A 16,764-nucleotide genomic window follows, 5' to 3' on the forward strand; every position below is an offset into this window, starting at 1 on the left:
TTACCGTAAACAAAGGGTACATCTTTTTATCGTATATTACTTCGGGAAGTTCTTGGATTACGTTTCCATCCTGTATCTCTTTTGCCAGTGACTTATTGAGAGGAATGTTTCCTTTAGTCATACATATAGTAATTATTTGCTTTATATTCTAATTTATCTGTACTGTATGCTGATCAATACAAATAAAGAAGAAAGGCTAAGGGGTAAAACAGAAAATAATAAAAAGTCTCTTAATTATTGGTGGGATAAAAACAAAGTTATAAAACAAGAGCACTGATTTTCAGTCTTACAAATCAAGCTTAAAAAAGTAAGTCTGCGACTACTTCAAAATCACTTTTCTGAGTAAAGTCGTAATTAACCCATGTTTGGAAACGGTTGTATTCTTACTTTTTCTCGATAAAATCATCAAAGAAGTCTTCATTCTCTGTGTGAATCGGGATCAATATCTCCGCACTGATCTCCCTGATCATCTCCCTCAGCTCCTCACCATTTGCATGACCGGATGCATGTGTACTTTCATGCCTTATTTTAAAATGTCTTATCCAGTTCTGCTTTCTTTCCTCATCAAGTTCCATTTCATCACAGAAAGGATCACACGATGACTTTATCCAGAGAGCATTTGAGGGTTTGATATCTGCAAGCTGTCCTATTTCCCACATGCTCATGGAAACAACATAGTCTGCAGGTGAATCTTTAAGCTCATCACAGGTAATAGAATTGGGGCGCTGGATGTATTCACGCTCCCACGTAGCATAATCTTTCTCAACCTGTTCCTGCATCATACCTGTTTTAGTAACCAGACCCCAGCTTTTTCTTGGAACGAGTATCTTTACTTCATCCAGGCAGAATGGACAATGTGAACCTAGTTTCTCTACAAGATAGGCAAGTTTCAGAGGCACTACAAACTGTCTTCCGTTTGCTTTTGCAGCATTAAAGATGCTGTTGGTCCTGTCAATATCCCTTATAGGATGCTCAACAAAGACAATCCCTTCTGATTGGGAGAGCAGGCCAGTGATCTTATCCCTGACATCTGCTTCGCTATCTCTTTCATTGCTGTCGATACGCGTCCCTTCGCACAGTAACCATTTAGGTCTGGCTTCACGTGCCTTCTCAACAAATCTCCTGCTGAGATGTCCATTTGAACCATGGAACCTGATATCACCGGTGTAAACAATGTTACCTTCATCAGTATAGATGATAAATCCGCAGGCACCTGGAAGGGAGTGATCTACAGGGATCATTTCAACTTCAAGACTTCCGATGGATATTCTTCTGCCTGTTTCCATTACACAAAAATCCCTTTTGTGAATATAATCCTCTTTCTTTCGGTCAACTCTGGAGAGACCACCATTTCTGTTAGTATAGAACCGGAAAGCCTCACAGGCATCAATAAGATCTGAAAATGTATTGCTTCCGGTGTCCTGAAGACATTCAAGTATTATCTTAGTAGCATCAGTACAGTATATCGGAATATCCCACCTCAGAAAATGAATGTACTGTGCATGGTCTGCATGGGCATGTGACAGGAACACCGCATCAACTGACCTCTCCTCAGGAAATCTGCCCATATGGCACAAATAATCCTCCCTATAGATCCCTTCAATATCAGGCAGCAAGCCAAACTCAAAGAAATCCCCAAGAGCCGAACATTTCCTGGGATTCAGGAATTCCGAGAAGAACATCCCATTCTGCTTAAAGCTCATTCCAAAATCCAGGAATATCCTTGTACCTTTATGCTCAACAAGTATCTTGTTACCACCGATCTCTCCATCTCCACCCAGAACCTTGATCGATACCATCATTGCACCATTATAACATGATCTATTGTTGTCCTATGCCTTTAACGTTGAAAATATCTCTGATATTATTCAGAATGTGATCTGCTTCTGCTTTACAGAGCTCATGTATGTTGCGATCACCATACAGAGCATGTGCTGTCATCATACCTGCTTTCTTTGCAGGCTCTATATCCCTTCGAAGGCTGTCCCCTACAAAAAGCACTTCTTCAGCCCTGAGTCCTGTTCTGGACAAGGCATGATGAAAAACCTTTATGTCCGGTTTGCTTGAACCTGTCATATCAGAGGTGATTATATGATCGAACATCTCTGATAAACTCAGTTTTTCAAGACGAGCCCTGGCGTTAGCATGACTGGCATCCGTAACAATGAACAAACCTATTCGACGTTCCCTTAAAAGTGCAAGCGTCTCAAGAACATGCGGATAGAGCTTGATAGTATCGATTTTAGTATCATGATATATCTTACAGCAATTTTCAAAGGCAAATTCATTATAGACCTTTATATCCTTCAGATAATCGCGTATGTTCTCCGGACTCTCAAAGCCATGCTCAGACCTCAGGAAATACATCAGCAGCTCTTCAGGATCTCCTGTGCCAATGTGATCAACAATAGCATTACAGGATGCTGTCTTAGCCTCAACAAGATCAAAGAGCGTATTGTCCATATCAAACATTATGCCTTTTATTTTGCGATCTTCAGTTCCATCAGTCTTCTGCATATTCCAAGTTCCCGTGTAAAAATCTCAAATAATTTCCTGTCCTGGAACATAAGTTTCAGGGAGTCGTCGTCCCTGCCTTTATGTCCGAACTCACCACAAACGATAACAGAATTACATTTTATGAACCCGTTTACAATCGCAAGCCAGTAAACGAGCTTTACAAACTGGTCAGAACTGCATTCTCTGGCATCCAGAGTGGAAGGATATGTGAAATGGAAAAAGTCAGGCCCCTTCCCCTCGCACAGATTTGATGCATTTGTATCAGCGGTAAGGAATACAGGATAGGCATAATTGTTCTCTTCATCAAAACGACGTATCGCGTTGACAATTATTCTGTCGTTCTTCTCACTGTGGTTTGTTGAAGGTAGCTCGGCCTTGACCTCCTGGATATATTCCCTGATATAGTGGTATTCCTTCATTGCCACATGAGCAGCTTTTCTGGCCTTTTTCATTTTCCTGTTCTCAAGGTTTTCCAGCAGTTCTGCATGATAGTGGGCACACTCCTGCATCTCATGTATATGGAAAGGTTTGTACTTGTAATTGACAGAGCTTTCTATCTCGTCATAAACAGTATCAACAATAAGGTAACGAGGAGCTTTAATGTAACTGGCCTTTGAAGGGAAACCCTGATACAGCATATTGGTGTCAAGGGCAAGATAAACTATCTTACCAAGCTTTTCATAGGCTTTGAGCATATCTTTGAAATCATCTATATTGTCGTACTGAATGATCTCGCTCAAAAGCATGCAGTACCTTATATCATCAAAGGATGGCAGTTCATTGACATAAGTGCTATAATCCGCATATAGCTCTTCAAAATCTTCCTCATCAGACAGAACACGTATCCTGTACCCATCACCCGAGGTCTTTGCCTGTATAAGTTTAAGGTCAAAAAGCGGGTAATCGACCACAACTGACTGGTCACCAAAAAGGTTCAGCAGTATCTGCAATTCATCTCTCTGGATGACCACACTGTTCTCAACCAGTTCACTGTCCATTCATGGCCCTCACAACCTGTTCTTTGAAATCGTTCAACTGCTGTATCTGATACGGTATCATCATGTAGGGTCTGGGAACCGTCTCTTTGATGGATAGATAGAAAATATGGTCCACATCTGAAAGGTTAATGGGCAGAAGAGTGCCTGCAACCAGTGTCTTTTTTCCAGGAGTGATGTCAATTGCTATCACATCACCATCCTTTTTCCTTTTCTTGATCAGACCAAGAATGTGCTGGACCATCTTTACAAAATCAGCATCGAAACTTATCTCACATTCACTCTCGGAGATAACTTCGTATTTGATGGCCGGAGATATATGGAATTCTTCTGACAGAATAGCCAGACCTCTGACAGTTGCATCTATCTCTTTTAGAAGCTTCTCACTGGCTTTACCTTCTGCAAAGAGGACTATCTCATCCGGGAAGAACTCTTTTTCACGTAAAACTGCATGGTATGAGTTCAGAACTGCCCACACCGAACGTCCCAGCATGGTTATATAGACTTTCTTAGGGGAAGATTCCGTCATGTGATCACTTAATCCGAAGATGCTCAAATCCACTTATATTGATAGTATTGATATGATGATCCTATAAACAAAAACACTCACACGTCCAGCTCAACAACACCTACATCCGGCACAATGCTCCTGAACATCTCAACAGTCCCCGGATGGCAGGTGAAATAGAGCACCTGATTCGATTGACTAAGTTCATGGATAGAAACGATAGCATTTCTGCTCCTAACAGGATCGAAGTTGACCAGGATATCATCGAATATGATGGGCAGTGGTTCAGAGTGCTTGCCAAGCTCTTTGATGAAACCAAACCTAAGTGCTAGATAGAGCTGTTCAGCCGTTCCCCGGCTTAGCTCATCAATGTTTTTACGCTTTCCGCTTTTATCTTCAACAAAGATGTCCGAAGAACCCAAGGGGGAGTATATCCTTTCATATTTCCCGCCAGTGATATTGGAAAAGAAGTTCTGAGCTTCAGTAATAACAGCCGGCTGTCTTTCTTTCTCATATTTGTCCATGGCCTTTGAGAGAATATGCTGTGCAATTGAATATGTAGCCCACTCTCTGGACTTCTCATTGATCTCCTCTTTGAGAGTTTCAAGTTCCAGCCGCAGCTTAGAGCCTTCACTGTAACCCTCAAGCTGCCTTATCTGATTTCTGATGCGTCCCTTCTCATCGTTCAGGGATTCAAGGGCACTTTCTATTTCACTTATCCTTTCAGCAATTTCAGTTTCCTGTGTCTTCAGCATTTCAGGTTTTGAATTTTTCAGTTCATTAATGATCTTAAGATGATCGTCGTTATTTCCGGAAAGTTTCCTCACATGTGATTCTGCGATCTCGTATCCACTTCTTGCCAGGACAATCTCATCCCATATCTTTGCGTTCTTAACAAAATCTTCTTCACTACCCACATTTGCTTCATGAAGGAGGGCAGTCATGTCGCCGGAACAGCCAGATAGTTTATCTTCAGCTCCCCTGAGACTGAAAAGAAGTCTATTATTCTCTGAAACGAGGTTATCGAGCTGATTCTTTTTACTGAGCGTCTTTTCCAGATCCCCGCGGAGAATCTCAAGTTCAGTATCAGATCCAAGTCCTGTACTCTTTCTTTCACAAGCATCAAGGACAGATTTTATTCTGTTCCCATATAGCTCAATAGAACGGCCGTATATGCCGATCTTTTCAGTCAGTTCCTCTGTTTTATCCTGGATCTCATAGCAGCTTTTGATACCTGCAAATATATCAATAATACTTTCAGGTGTCATCTCAGAGGAGAGGTCGTACTTTGCAAGCCATTCGTGCCACTTTTCCAATACCACGCCTCTTTCTGCTTCCTTTTCCTTGAGATAAGCATCAAGCACTTCTAACTGCTTTTCAAGATCTTCACGATCTCTTTTCACCTGCTCAGCCTTACCAGATTTGGCATACTCAGCATCGGCCTCATCACGCAACTTTATAACAGCCTGGTCAAGAGAACGCTCCGACGCATCATAGTTACAAATTTCAAGGAGTTTCTTTGAATCCTCTTCAAACTCACCTATGGATATCTCACATGAAAGTATCTGAGAATTAAGCTCTGCTATAACAGCCTGTCTGTCCTTTGCTTCTCTAATAAGGGCAAGCTTATCATGAACATTCTCAGGCACTATATCAGCATCCAGGTTGCATGAAGTAAGCCAGTTCTTCCATTCATTTTTGGCTTTTCGAGAAGTAGATCTCATCTCACTCTGTTCTGTTTCAAGCTGAGCATACTTTTCTTTTGATGCAGCCCTGTCCTTTTCAAGTTCCTTCCTCTGCAAGGTGAGCTCTGAAACAGACTTAAGGCTAAGAGCGTATTCCTTAAGCTCGTCATATCTGTCCTCAAGCACAGATATCTCAGGTATGTCTTCAAAACCACATGAACTAGCATCTTTCATAATCTTTTCCTTAATGGCCAGGATATCATTCTCTATCTGTTCCTTTGCATTGCCAGATCGAGCAGAACCTGTGTTGTGCACAGGAAGATGTGTATTCTTAGCAGAGTTCTTCACAGATACTGAATAGACCACCGCTATAATGAACATCCCTGCACATGCGATAATGCCTCCCTGTAGGTTATCGTAGACATAGCCGGTTGCAAGGGCCGCAATACCTATTATCCCAAAAGCTCCTGCCGGCCACATGGGCATACGCTGGCCAACTGCAACAGGTTTCTGCGTTATCATAGAAGCAAACGTCTCATCCCTCTCCAAAGACCTGAGCTCCAGCTCCTTTTCCTTAAGAGATGGGTATCGTGCCCTAAGGTTCTTCAAACAAGCAAGCATCTCACGGTTTTTGTTTTCAGGGACCTGTACATCTATAGCACTGATCTTAGAATTGATACCATTGATACTATGACCTATCTTCTCAATTTCACTTTTCGACCATTCAAGCTGTGTTTCAAGTTTATGGATGTTTAATTCCGTCTCCTTTAAGGTAGATATTATGGAATTTAAGTGGCCTTTCAGACTGCCGGACAGATCAAAGCTTTCCAGCATGTTTTCATCCCACTCCTTGCCAATATCCTGCAATACTTGAGCAAGCTCTTTCTCCTTATTATCCAGTTTTATCTTATCAGAACTTACTCTCTCAATATTTTCTTTATAACCTGCGACCCTGTCTGCTATATTCAGGATTGAAGGCCTTTGTTCCAGTAACGCTCCAGAAATGTTTTCCGGGCCCTGGCTTTTGCTTGAAATGGAATCTCTGACAAACTCGATTCTCTGGCATAGCTCCGTGATCTCACCATCAATGCTCTGTAGCTCACCATGGCGTTTGCGTACACCATCAATTGCAGGTATCGACCTGTCAAAATTATTCAGTTTCTCTTCATCCCAGTCCGGTCCAAGTTCATTAAGTTTTGCCTCAAGTCTTTTCTTTTCAGCCTTTAATGAGGACTTCAGCTTTGGAAGTTCCTCTCTTTCTGCGTTGTATTTCTCGATCCCGTTACCAAGTTCAAATATAATGTCCTTCCGGGCCAGAAGGAGTTCATCTATCTCAATGCTGCTTTGTTCCTCACTGTTCCTTTCAATAGAATTTTTGAGATCCTCAATACTTTCATCAAGAATCTGGATCTTCTCCCTGATGCTGTTGTATCTGTTTAATCCGTTCTCAGGAAAACTGTCGATCAATGGAAGCTCTTCAAGTTTACTGCTATGGATCTGAAGGTCCACCCAGTCGTCCCAGACTGACAAAAGGGCCTTAATATGTTCCTGATCTTTCAGGAGAGCTGACTTCTCATCCTTAAGGTCAGCTATCTCTTTTTCTTTTCTCCTGATATCGCTGTGGAGCTGATCATATACATGCTGCCCGTCTTCAATTTCCTTTATCTGCGTCTCTAGTTCCTTTATTTGATTGAAAAGATCATTTATTGGTGGCTTTCTCCCGGATGGTTTGAATAAAGCTCCTTTCTTATTATCAAATAAATCGTTTATTTCCGGGATAGAGACTGCACCGATGCCAGTTCCTGCACTGTATAGTTTCCCACTGACGGAATTGCCGTTCAGTTTATTGAAATCCTGCAGTTCGTCCAGACCAAAGGCATAAACATTCTCAAAGACATCCTTGTCTGCACTACCAAGTATTTTCCGGAGTTCTTCTTCTCCTTTAAAAGTACCATCCGGGAGATACAGTTTCAACTCCTTGCTTACGTACCTTTCAATCGTATAACTGTCCCCGTCAGTTGTATTTATCAACAGCCTGCCACCATGGAGACCCCCGTTAAAAGGCGGATATTGATTATGATTACTTCTTTTGTTGGGAAAATCGAAAAACATTCTTCGGATGAATGAGAGCAAAGTAGACTTCCCTGCTTCGTTCTTACCATACAGTACGGTTAGACCTTCGCCTAAGTCTTGGATTGGAAAATCATTGAACTTACCAAAACCGTCTATGTTCAGATCAGTTATTCTCATGCTCAGTCTCCGGAATAAGTTTGTCCAGAAGCAGCTCTTCTGCAGTCTTTAGGATCCTTGTCCTCTCTTCTTCATCAAGAGACTTTAGTATGTGTCTTATTTTTCCTTTTCCAAAAAGATCATGTAAAGAACCGTCGAGTTCCATTAGGCAATCACTGTCAGAACATATCTGGTCGGTTATGCTCAAAAGATCAGAGATGAAGTCCTGTCTGCTTAAAAGGCCTGCGCGCTCAAAGGGAAAAGATGTTTCGTCCTTCAGCCGTTCTAACCAAACAGAACCAGGCCCCACATCATAGTTATCCCTTAAGTGTTGAACAAGATCGGGCAAAAAGCCATCTTTTATCAGAAGCCTTTTCAATGGGCTTCGGCCTGTGAGAACGAATCTGCAAATTAAATGCCTGCCATCTGAGATCTCAAAGAGCTTATCCATCTTTTCTTCAAGCTGTTCTATAAGATCAGCCTCTGTTTCCAATTCGCTGACAGATAACTCTTCAACACACCATCGAACAGAATCAACCGGGACAAAATCGACATTTGTGTTACCTTTTTTGTCTACTTCCACTACCATACATCCCCTCTCTCCCGGTTCACCCGGGTCTCTGCCCTGTGGATTACCGGAATAGACTATGAAAGGTTCTGTTTCGACGAACTGCGGTTGATGTATGTGCCCAAGGGCCCAATAATCATAATTTGTTTCTTTAAGGTCCTGGACACTGCAGGGTGCATAAGGATAATGCCCTTCTGCTGAGCCAACCGTACAATGAAGCATGCCTATTGCATATGGAGAATCGGGATCTTTTTTCTGAAAACCTTTTGCGAGGTTTTCTTTGATGTGTGTTGTCCGATAACTAATCCCGCTGATATTTGCTATCACTCTGCCATTCCTGCTAACTGAAAAGGTTTCTACATAATCACCACTGAATACTTTCACATTATCGGGCCATTCAAGACTTGCAGACCATCCATTAAGAGGATCATGATTCCCATGTGTGATGTATGTTGCAATACCTGCATCAGATAGTCTTTTAAGACCATCAAGGAATTTCAGCTGGGCATAAAGGCTTTTGTCAGCGCTGTCGTAAATATCGCCAGCTATCAGAAGAAAGTCTGCATTTTTCTCGATGCAAAGGTCAATGATCTTATTGTAGGCTGCAAACGTAGCCTTTGTCATTACATCACTTAACAGGGGATTGATATCAGAAAGTCCATGGAAAGAACTGTCCAGGTGAAGGTCTGCTGTATGCACAAAGATAAAATCAGTATCATTATTGCTTTTTGATCTTTTTTTAGCAGCCATGTGAAGAAGACCTTTTACTTTGTTCTAGTTACACAATATAAAAGTTAATATTTATACATTGTGTTTATTTTATAATTTTGACTGATATTTTTCTCATGTATTATAAAGCAAATGACTTCTACTTATAATTTAAGAATAGATTGGCTCTATAGAAAAACTGTAACTATTCAGTCTGGCTTCTTTCCACAAGCCGTTTTCCTCATTGTTGCGAATATTAACTAAGAAATAGTAGAACACTTTCACTTAACATTCTGAAGGCTTTTATAGTAGTTAATACAAAAAACGGTATGAAAATAATGATAGGTGATAGGTTTGGAGATTATAAACGAACCAGAAATAAAAGAAATAGAAGAAAGGACTGTAGCATATGTTTCATTTGTTGGAAACTATTTAGGAAACGCCAAGGTATTTGAAAATTTGTTTGGTAAACTTTGTGGCTGGGCAGGGCCTAAACAACTGATGGGAACAGATACTATTTTGATGTCTGCCTATTATGATGATCCAAGTGCTACACCACCGGAAGAACTCAAGCTGGATGTATGCATGGCCATTGAAGATGACATTGATGTTGAAGGAGAGATCAAAAAGAAAAAGCTTCCCGGAGGAAAGTATGTAGTAATGCGTGCAGAACTAACAGGAGCAGAAGAATATGGACCTGCATGGGAGAAGATAGTTCAGTGGCTAATAGAAAACAATCTTGAAATTGATATGTCCAGGGCAAGTTATGAAATATACTTAAACTCTCCCGATGAACACCCAGAAAAGCATCATATTGTTGAGTTAAACATCCCTATTTTGGCATGATAATTATTTTTTATCTACAAATACCTATCTTTTGTAGTATTTATAAGTAATAAGGCTACAAAATAAGCAATTCCAAGTGGGTACTTTATGGAGGAAGATGGTACATAACCCAATTCATGAGCTAAACATCAATTGTACTTCAAAATACGAATCATAAACATCTATACAGTATAAATATTATCTATCGAAATGTCGTCAAAAGTACCCATAATATAGTTATAGGTACTTTTCGGCAATTGAAAAAATAATTAATTTTAAATGTCAAAATGATACTTAAATTTTGGAAGAAAATAATTGAGATAATAAGTATTTCCTGATTTATTATCGAAACCAGGGATGACATACATCATTGATTAAATGAGGAAATAATTCTGCTAAGCAAACTTTTATGTGGTTATATCTTCAGTTAAAAAAGGTTAATTAAATAATTGTTAAATGTTAAAAGCACGAACAGATTCTGTAAATATTCCAATTCGACTATTAATCGAAAGATTTATGAATTTGTAGTCTTTCTAAGAAGTGAGTGTTTCGATTTGTTTTATGATTGTTTAATTGGAGGAGAAGATTTGCAGAATAACAAAGTAATGCCACCTAAATATTGGCTTTATATATGGGGGATATTGGTTGCTTTCTTTGCATTTTCATATGTAGCATATACGCCAAGTGAAGTTATTGCTGGAATTATAACTAGCATAATGGTTGCAGCAGTTTTCACCCTTTGGCTAGCGGTTATACACACGCTATGGTATGCAGGTCACATTATATACAAAATACTAGCAGTGCTTCTTGCCGGAATAGCTGCTTTAATTGTAGTTCTTTTAATTCAATTTGCATATGAAAATCTGATATGGAAGAAAAAGGCAATTAATGAGGTCTGAATATGAATTATTTCAAAAAGAAAAATATACAGTTACAATATTTCTTTAATAGATTCGTTTAAATCATGGAGGATTTTCAATGCAGAAATATGAATATAAATGTGTTTCTATATTTGGTATGGGTGGAAGAACTACAAGAGTATTAAATGAATATGGCCAACAGGGATGGGAGCTTGTTGATGTTGTATGGAATTGGCACTACTTTAAGAGACCGATTGAATAATTTAAAGTGCATTACCATCTCAGCAAATAGCAGCGCAGCAACCAAAAAAGGTTGGTTGGTATTTTTTGATATTGGTCGGGGTGCTGCGCCACGCTTCATCAAATATTCATATACTTATTTAGTCTTTTCTAAATAGATTCAATAATGACATAAAATAATTACTGCATATTACATCCCACATTATCCGATGCCCTCTTTATATATCAAACCGCATATAGAAACACATTATCTCAAGGGGATGAGAATATGAAAGCAAAACAAATACTCGCACTTACACTAATATTCTTGATATATGTATGCCTGTTAAGTGAATGAAAAATATGACCTTCTGAACTATTAGAACTTATCTTTACAACATGTAAGGGAGTCAGGAGGGAAAGGCAGATTAATCTTTATTTGGTTTTGGTAAGTATATATAGTTACATATTATGAGGACCTATATTTCACTATGAACTGTCCGGTATAAGAGCTCCAACCACAAAAAGAACGGTAAAATAGGTGAACACCAACGCTACAAATGCCATCATTGCGGATATAACTATACAGTCTGGATAAAATCAACAGCTAGTTCTAATTATGTTAAAAGACAGGCTTTGGAACTCTATCTCGACGGATTAGGATTTCGCTCAATTGGAAGGTTTTTGGGAGTAAGTCATGACCGATCACTGGAGGGCATATGCAGAGTTTCTTCCAGCGGCTATACATACTCAATCCAAAGCTGAAACATATACGTTGGAAGGATACAATAGCATATTTAGGCATTTCCTGGCAAGATTGAGAAAAAAGTCAAAGTGTTATACGAAGAGTCTTGAAATGGTGAAGTACTCTGTTCTTCTTTTGATGAAATATAGAAATAAAGAGTTCACTATATTGAGTTTATAATGCCAAGAAACATATACCACTGTACTTAAAACCAATTAATAATGATACAGTCTCATGGACACCTTTATGCAAATAGCCATAGATGAAGCACGTTATGGGATGAAACACAATCATGGAGGACCATTTGGGGCGATTGTTGTAAAAGATGGAAACATAATATCGAGGACTCATAACAATGTACTGAGAACCAATGACCCTACTGCCCATGCAGAGATCCTCGCCATCCGGGAGGCATCTGCTATCCTGGGAAAGTTCGACCTGTCAGATTGCGAGATATACACAAGTTCTGAGCCATGTCCTATGTGTCTTGCAGCCATCTACTGGGCACGTATAAAGACTGTATATTATGGTTCCGATAAAGATGATGTAGCTGCTATTGGTTTTGATGACAGTCTTTTTTACAGGCATATTCAGGGTGAAACACATGATATGACTCTGAAATTAATTAATACTGAAAGAGAGGAATGCCTTAAACTCCTTAGGGAATGGTCTGAAAAGAGCGACAAACAGATGTATTGACCTAAACTTATATGAAACACAACCATCTCATTTATGTATATACTTTATAAGATAGTCATTTTAAGCATAATAAAATATCAGTCAGGAGAAAGGACGTGGCTATAGAGCAATTCATACCAAGCACAATAACATTACTGGTTACCCTCTTCCTAATAATAATATTTGATTTCCTTTTCAGGAAAAGGAATGTATTCTCAAGGGATAAGATAATACAGCAACTGATCTTTTTTTCAATTCTTGTCACCGGAATACTTTTTACCGTTTTTACCCTACCGATAAATGTTGAAGATAAAAACCTGATACTTACTTTTGTGAGTATAGTCATTGGTGCCATACTCGCATTCTCGTCAACCACCTTCGTGGCGAACGCCATGGCAGGGATCATGCTCCGCTGGATACATCCATTCAGGGTAGGAGACTTCATAAAGACTGATGATACTTTTGGAAGGGTTACGGAAATGTATTTCCTTCACACACAGGTACAGTCCATGGACAGGGATTTGATCACCATCCCCAACCTTACCCTGAGTTCAAAACCACTCAAAACCATAAGATCTTCAGGAACGATCATCACAGTAAGCGTATCACTTGGCTATAATATACCCAGAAAGGATATTGAGAAAAGCATGTTCATGGCAGCAGAGCTTACAGGTCTTGAAAATCCGTTTGTTCATGTTGAAAAGCTTGGGGATTTCTCCATCACCTATAAAGTAGGTGGCCTTCTGAAGAATATTGAGGGCATGATAACCGCAAGATCTGAATTTAAAAAGAACGTTATTGATTCTCTTCACAGCTCTGATATCGAGATCGTTTCTCCTACGTTCATGAATCAGCGTGTATTCAGCGAGGATTATGTATGTATGCCGCCAAAAGAGATAGAGAAGGAAAAAACAGAAGAACAAGAAAAGGAGCCGGAGGTCAGGACTGAAGATATAATCTTTGACAAGGCCATCCTGGCACAAATGCTTGACAGGATCTATACTACTGCAGAAAGTCTGAACCCTCGCAGGAAGGAACTGGAAGAACAAATAAAGGAGATAAAGGACGAAAATATACACAACCGACTGAAAGAACAACTTGCTCTGATTGCTCAGAAAGAGAATAAGCTCAAACCTGTTGTCCAGGATCTCAGGAATCTGCCCGATATCACTTCCCTGCCTGCTGAGCAGCATGATATGTATGTTAAGACACTTGTTGATGCGGAAAAGGATGTTACATTGCTGGATAACAGACTTGCAGACATGGGGAAAAAAATCGGAACTAAGCTGGAAAAACAGCAATGAAAAGATTTTTTTAATTTGCAGTCATTGAGGAACAGAATGATAACCGGTGTACTTGGCCTTAAAGGATCCTACTCTGAGAAAGCTGCAAAGCAGTGGATAGCGAAAAATAATAATGCAGGAGAACAAGTTCTTGAATACTGCGGTGACATTCAGGACGTATTCACCCTGCTGGAAAGTGGTGCGTGTGATATAGGGGTCGTACCTCTGGAAAACTCTATCGAAGGTTCTGTGGGAGTTACACTGGACCTGCTTCTGGAACATGATGTGCACATCATAGGAGAAAGTATTGTTACAATAGAACACTGCCTGTTGTCCAGAGGGAAGAAAGAAGAGATCAGAGTGATACTTTCACATCCACAGGGCCTTGGACAATGCCGGCAATTCCTCAAAGAGCATTTTCCTGCTGCTGAGCTGAGGTCCACCGGAAGTACATCCCATGCGGCAAAACTTGCCACTGAGTTTGAGGAAATGGCAGCCATCGCATCACCTGAAACTGCTGATGTGTATGATCTGAATATAATCATGCCAAATATCCAGGACAGAAAACATAACCATACCCGGTTTATAGTGATCACACGACCCGATGCTCTGGAAAATGTCATGGAACATGTAAGGGATAACAAACAGGACATCCTTTACAAAACATCTATAATAGTCTATCTTGACCGTGACCGTCCGGGTGCCCTGTATGCAATACTGGGAGATTTTGCAAAGAATAATATCAATCTGACAAGAATAGAGTCAAGACCTTCTAAGAAAGTGCTTGGAGACTATGTTTTCTACATTGACTTGGAAGGAAATATAAGCGATACAATTATAAAAGATGCACTATATAATATGAAGTCTAATGTCGGGATGTTAAAAATTCTTGGTTCATACCCTAAATTCGATCATTATTGTGAATCTAATTGAATGTGTTTGAAAAGCAGATAATTTTTACAGGATAAAACCAACGGTGCCAAAATGGATATCAGGGATTTCATAAAAAAACAGGAAGCTTCCCTCAAAAAGTACCGGAGGACATATAAACTTGTAGATTTCCTGACAATAACATTGGTACTTTATACCTTGATGTTCCTGTTAAATTTCGACCAGGCATTTGCCTATATGAGCACTTTTGAAGTAAGGGCAGGAACAAGTTATGAAATAGCAGGCATGAGCGTTGCTTTTGAAACTGTTGCACTGGCACTAATAGCTGCTTTTTTTTCATTGATATTGACCTTAATGATCCACAGGCATGATGATAAGACCAAAGCTATCCTTTTAGTGGAACAGAAATATCCCAACCTATATGAAAAACTGCGTACTGCATACGATAATGAAAATACTGAAAACCTGATAGTCAATGACCTGTTAAGAGTCGTCTCTTCCAGTATTTCAAAAGTACAGTCTTCTGCTTTTCTTAAAAGAAGAAGGCTTACATTAGGAATAGTACTGATACTCCTCTCTGCATCAACGCTTGGCTATATCGTATCGAACAACATACGTACAGATGTCGACCCTGGAGAGATCATAAAAACAATAGAAGACCTCCCATTTATGCCACAGAGTGAAGATACTTCAGGTGACCTTTTTGATATTGAGGATACGAGCGGCGATTCGGAGAGTTCGGGTAATGAGGACCTGACAGGAGATACTGCGATCATTGTTGTGGAAGGAACTGAAGTTGACCTGACACTACCACCAGGATCAGGCGTGGGTTTTGGAAACCCGGAAGATGCTGCAGAGTCTGATGAGGACTTTGACCAGTCGTCACCTTATGAAATTAGTGTTATTTCATCACAGGCATATTATGAAGAGCTTCCTCAGGGCTATGAGACTGTAATCAAGTCGTATTTTGAGGAAATGGCTAAAAACTGACTTATTATATTCATCATTTACATTCATAGGACAAAGATAAAGGAGATAATAGATGGCTAGCGACCTTAATTCAAGGGACCTGTCGCAAACATACAAAATGGCCGGCGATATGTTTGCAACGCTTTTCAATGAGATTGGAAAGGTAGTTGTCGGCCAGAAAGCTTCAGTGGAACAGATAATCATTGCAGTGCTTTGTAACGGGCATGCATTGGTAGAAAGTAACCCGGGTCTTGGAAAGACACTCACCATTTCAACCATATCAAAAGCACTGGACCTTAACTTCAGCAGGATACAGTGTACACCTGACCTGATGCCTGCAGATATCACAGGAACACAGATAATTGAAGAAAGTGACGGACACAAGGAATTCAAATTCGAACCCGGACCCATATTTGCCAACATAGTACTTGCCGATGAGATCAACCGTGCATCACCAAAAACCCAGTCCGCATTACTTGAAGCAATGCAGGAGAAGCAGATAACTGTAGGTAATGATACTTACCTCCTTGAACAACCATTTTTTATCCTGGCAACCCAGAACCCTATTGAGATGGAAGGGACATTCCCTCTCCCGGAAGCACAGCTTGACAGGTTCCTGCTTAAGGTCCTTGTAGACTATCCTAACTACGAGGATGAAATAGAGATCGTGAACCGTTACACCAAATCCATTATGCCTGCCGTTGGCAAGGTGGTCAATAAGAACACATTGCTTGACCTGCAGAAACTGACAAGGGATGTACCGGTTGCCGACGATATCAGGAACAGGGCTATCAAGGTCGTCATGTCAACACGTATCAAGAGCGAATTCATCGAATACGGCGCATCTCCAAGGGCATCAATAGGAATTATCCTTGCAGCTAAAGCACGGGCTCTGCTACACGGAAGAAATTATGTCAGTGTGGAAGACATTGATGCCATGGCATATCCGGTACTAAGACACAGGATCGTGCTCACCTTTGATGCTGAAAGAAGGGGAATAAGCACTGACCAGGTAATCAAGAGCGTACTTGAGAAAATAAAGTAGAAATAGAATAGAAAAGCAGCTTTGCAGGGAAACTCAGGC

The 16,764-nt window shown here is 40.2% G+C and carries 14 protein-coding genes and 1 pseudogene; 9 read left to right on the plus strand and 6 right to left on the minus strand.

Going from position 1 to position 16,764, the window contains the following annotated elements; all coding sequences use genetic code 11:
• Positions 1-383 precede the first annotated feature (383 nt).
• The 6 genes from BB781_RS08885 to BB781_RS08910 all read right to left on the minus strand — a co-directional run bounded on the left by BB781_RS08885 (position 384) and on the right by BB781_RS08910 (position 9,252).
• A complete protein-coding gene (locus tag BB781_RS08885; RefSeq protein ID WP_094228146.1) occupies positions 384-1,802 on the minus strand; it encodes an MBL fold metallo-hydrolase in 1,419 nt (472 codons plus the stop codon).
• Positions 1,803-1,821: 19 nt separating this feature from the next.
• Entirely contained in the window at positions 1,822-2,517 is a 696-nt protein-coding gene (locus BB781_RS08890) for an HAD family hydrolase (protein ID WP_242492593.1), read from the minus strand.
• On the minus strand, positions 2,481-3,515 hold the full coding sequence (locus BB781_RS08895) for a PIN domain-containing protein (RefSeq protein WP_094228147.1): 1,035 nt from the start codon (positions 3,513-3,515) through the stop codon (positions 2,481-2,483). Before BB781_RS08895 ends, BB781_RS08890 begins: the two co-directional genes overlap by 37 nt.
• Positions 3,505-4,041 (minus strand): hypothetical protein, encoded by a 537-nt coding sequence (locus BB781_RS08900; protein WP_094228148.1) that lies wholly within the window; start codon positions 4,039-4,041, stop codon positions 3,505-3,507. Before BB781_RS08900 ends, BB781_RS08895 begins: the two co-directional genes overlap by 11 nt.
• A 77-nt stretch (positions 4,042-4,118) precedes the next feature.
• Positions 4,119-7,955: an AAA family ATPase gene (locus BB781_RS08905; RefSeq protein ID WP_094228149.1), complete on the minus strand. Its 3,837-nt coding sequence runs from the start codon at positions 7,953-7,955 to the stop codon at positions 4,119-4,121.
• Complete coding sequence (locus tag BB781_RS08910) at positions 7,942-9,252, minus strand: metallophosphoesterase family protein (RefSeq protein ID WP_094228150.1); 1,311 nt, start codon at positions 9,250-9,252, stop codon at positions 7,942-7,944. The genes BB781_RS08905 and BB781_RS08910 overlap by 14 nt, the downstream gene beginning before the upstream one ends.
• A gap of 312 nt (positions 9,253-9,564) precedes the next feature.
• On the opposite strand from BB781_RS08910, the gene BB781_RS08915 reads away from it, so the two are divergent.
• The 9 genes and pseudogenes from BB781_RS08915 (at position 9,565) to BB781_RS08955 (ending at position 16,725) form a co-directional block, all read left to right on the plus strand.
• On the plus strand, positions 9,565-10,056 hold the full coding sequence (locus BB781_RS08915) for an AraC family transcriptional regulator (protein WP_094228151.1): 492 nt from the start codon (positions 9,565-9,567) through the stop codon (positions 10,054-10,056).
• 566 nt (positions 10,057-10,622) lie between these two features.
• Positions 10,623-10,934 (plus strand): hypothetical protein, encoded by a 312-nt coding sequence (locus BB781_RS08920; protein WP_094228152.1) that lies wholly within the window; start codon positions 10,623-10,625, stop codon positions 10,932-10,934.
• A 79-nt stretch (positions 10,935-11,013) separates the two neighbouring features.
• Positions 11,014-11,157: a DUF4177 domain-containing protein gene (locus BB781_RS08925; protein WP_094228153.1), complete on the plus strand. Its 144-nt coding sequence runs from the start codon at positions 11,014-11,016 to the stop codon at positions 11,155-11,157.
• Positions 11,158-11,605: 448 nt separating this feature from the next.
• Positions 11,606-12,039 (plus strand): annotated as a pseudogene (locus tag BB781_RS08930) (IS1 family transposase).
• A 66-nt stretch (positions 12,040-12,105) separates the two neighbouring features.
• Positions 12,106-12,558, plus strand: coding sequence for a nucleoside deaminase (locus BB781_RS08935; RefSeq protein WP_242492594.1), 453 nt, complete (start codon positions 12,106-12,108; stop codon positions 12,556-12,558).
• A 95-nt stretch (positions 12,559-12,653) separates the two neighbouring features.
• Positions 12,654-13,841, plus strand: coding sequence for a mechanosensitive ion channel family protein (locus BB781_RS08940; protein WP_164997835.1), 1,188 nt, complete (start codon positions 12,654-12,656; stop codon positions 13,839-13,841).
• Positions 13,842-13,877: 36 nt separating this feature from the next.
• Positions 13,878-14,753: a prephenate dehydratase gene (gene pheA / locus BB781_RS08945; protein WP_094228156.1), complete on the plus strand. Its 876-nt coding sequence runs from the start codon at positions 13,878-13,880 to the stop codon at positions 14,751-14,753.
• Positions 14,754-14,804: 51 nt separating this feature from the next.
• Positions 14,805-15,701, plus strand: a complete 897-nt coding sequence (locus BB781_RS08950; protein WP_094228157.1) for a DUF7502 family protein — start codon at positions 14,805-14,807, stop codon at positions 15,699-15,701.
• Positions 15,702-15,753: 52 nt separating this feature from the next.
• The gene (locus tag BB781_RS08955) at positions 15,754-16,725 is read left to right on the plus strand and encodes an AAA family ATPase (protein WP_094228158.1); all 972 of its coding nucleotides are present in this window, start codon (positions 15,754-15,756) and stop codon (positions 16,723-16,725) included.
• Positions 16,726-16,764: the final 39 nt, after the last annotated feature.

It is taken from the genome of Methanolobus psychrotolerans, assembly GCF_002243045.1.
GTDB classification, from domain to species: domain Archaea; phylum Halobacteriota; class Methanosarcinia; order Methanosarcinales; family Methanosarcinaceae; genus Methanolobus; species Methanolobus psychrotolerans.

Excerpts from the sequence above, each read along its gene's own strand:
- BB781_RS08955 (WP_094228158.1), top strand. The coding sequence starts at position 15,754 with ATGGCTAGCGACCTTAATTCAAGGGACCTGTCGCAAACATACAAAATG.
- BB781_RS08885 (WP_094228146.1), bottom strand. The coding sequence starts at position 1,802 with ATGATGGTATCGATCAAGGTTCTGGGTGGAGATGGAGAGATCGGTGGT.
- BB781_RS08900 (WP_094228148.1), bottom strand. The coding sequence starts at position 4,041 with ATGACGGAATCTTCCCCTAAGAAAGTCTATATAACCATGCTGGGACGT.
- pheA (WP_094228156.1), top strand. The coding sequence starts at position 13,878 with ATGATAACCGGTGTACTTGGCCTTAAAGGATCCTACTCTGAGAAAGCT.
- BB781_RS08895 (WP_094228147.1), bottom strand. The coding sequence starts at position 3,515 with ATGGACAGTGAACTGGTTGAGAACAGTGTGGTCATCCAGAGAGATGAA.
- BB781_RS08950 (WP_094228157.1), top strand. The coding sequence starts at position 14,805 with ATGGATATCAGGGATTTCATAAAAAAACAGGAAGCTTCCCTCAAAAAG.
- BB781_RS08925 (WP_094228153.1), top strand. The coding sequence starts at position 11,014 with ATGCAGAAATATGAATATAAATGTGTTTCTATATTTGGTATGGGTGGA.
- BB781_RS08890 (WP_242492593.1), bottom strand. The coding sequence starts at position 2,517 with ATGCAGAAGACTGATGGAACTGAAGATCGCAAAATAAAAGGCATAATG.
- BB781_RS08905 (WP_094228149.1), bottom strand. The coding sequence starts at position 7,955 with ATGAGAATAACTGATCTGAACATAGACGGTTTTGGTAAGTTCAATGAT.
- BB781_RS08910 (WP_094228150.1), bottom strand. The coding sequence starts at position 9,252 with ATGGCTGCTAAAAAAAGATCAAAAAGCAATAATGATACTGATTTTATC.
- BB781_RS08935 (WP_242492594.1), top strand. The coding sequence starts at position 12,106 with ATGCAAATAGCCATAGATGAAGCACGTTATGGGATGAAACACAATCAT.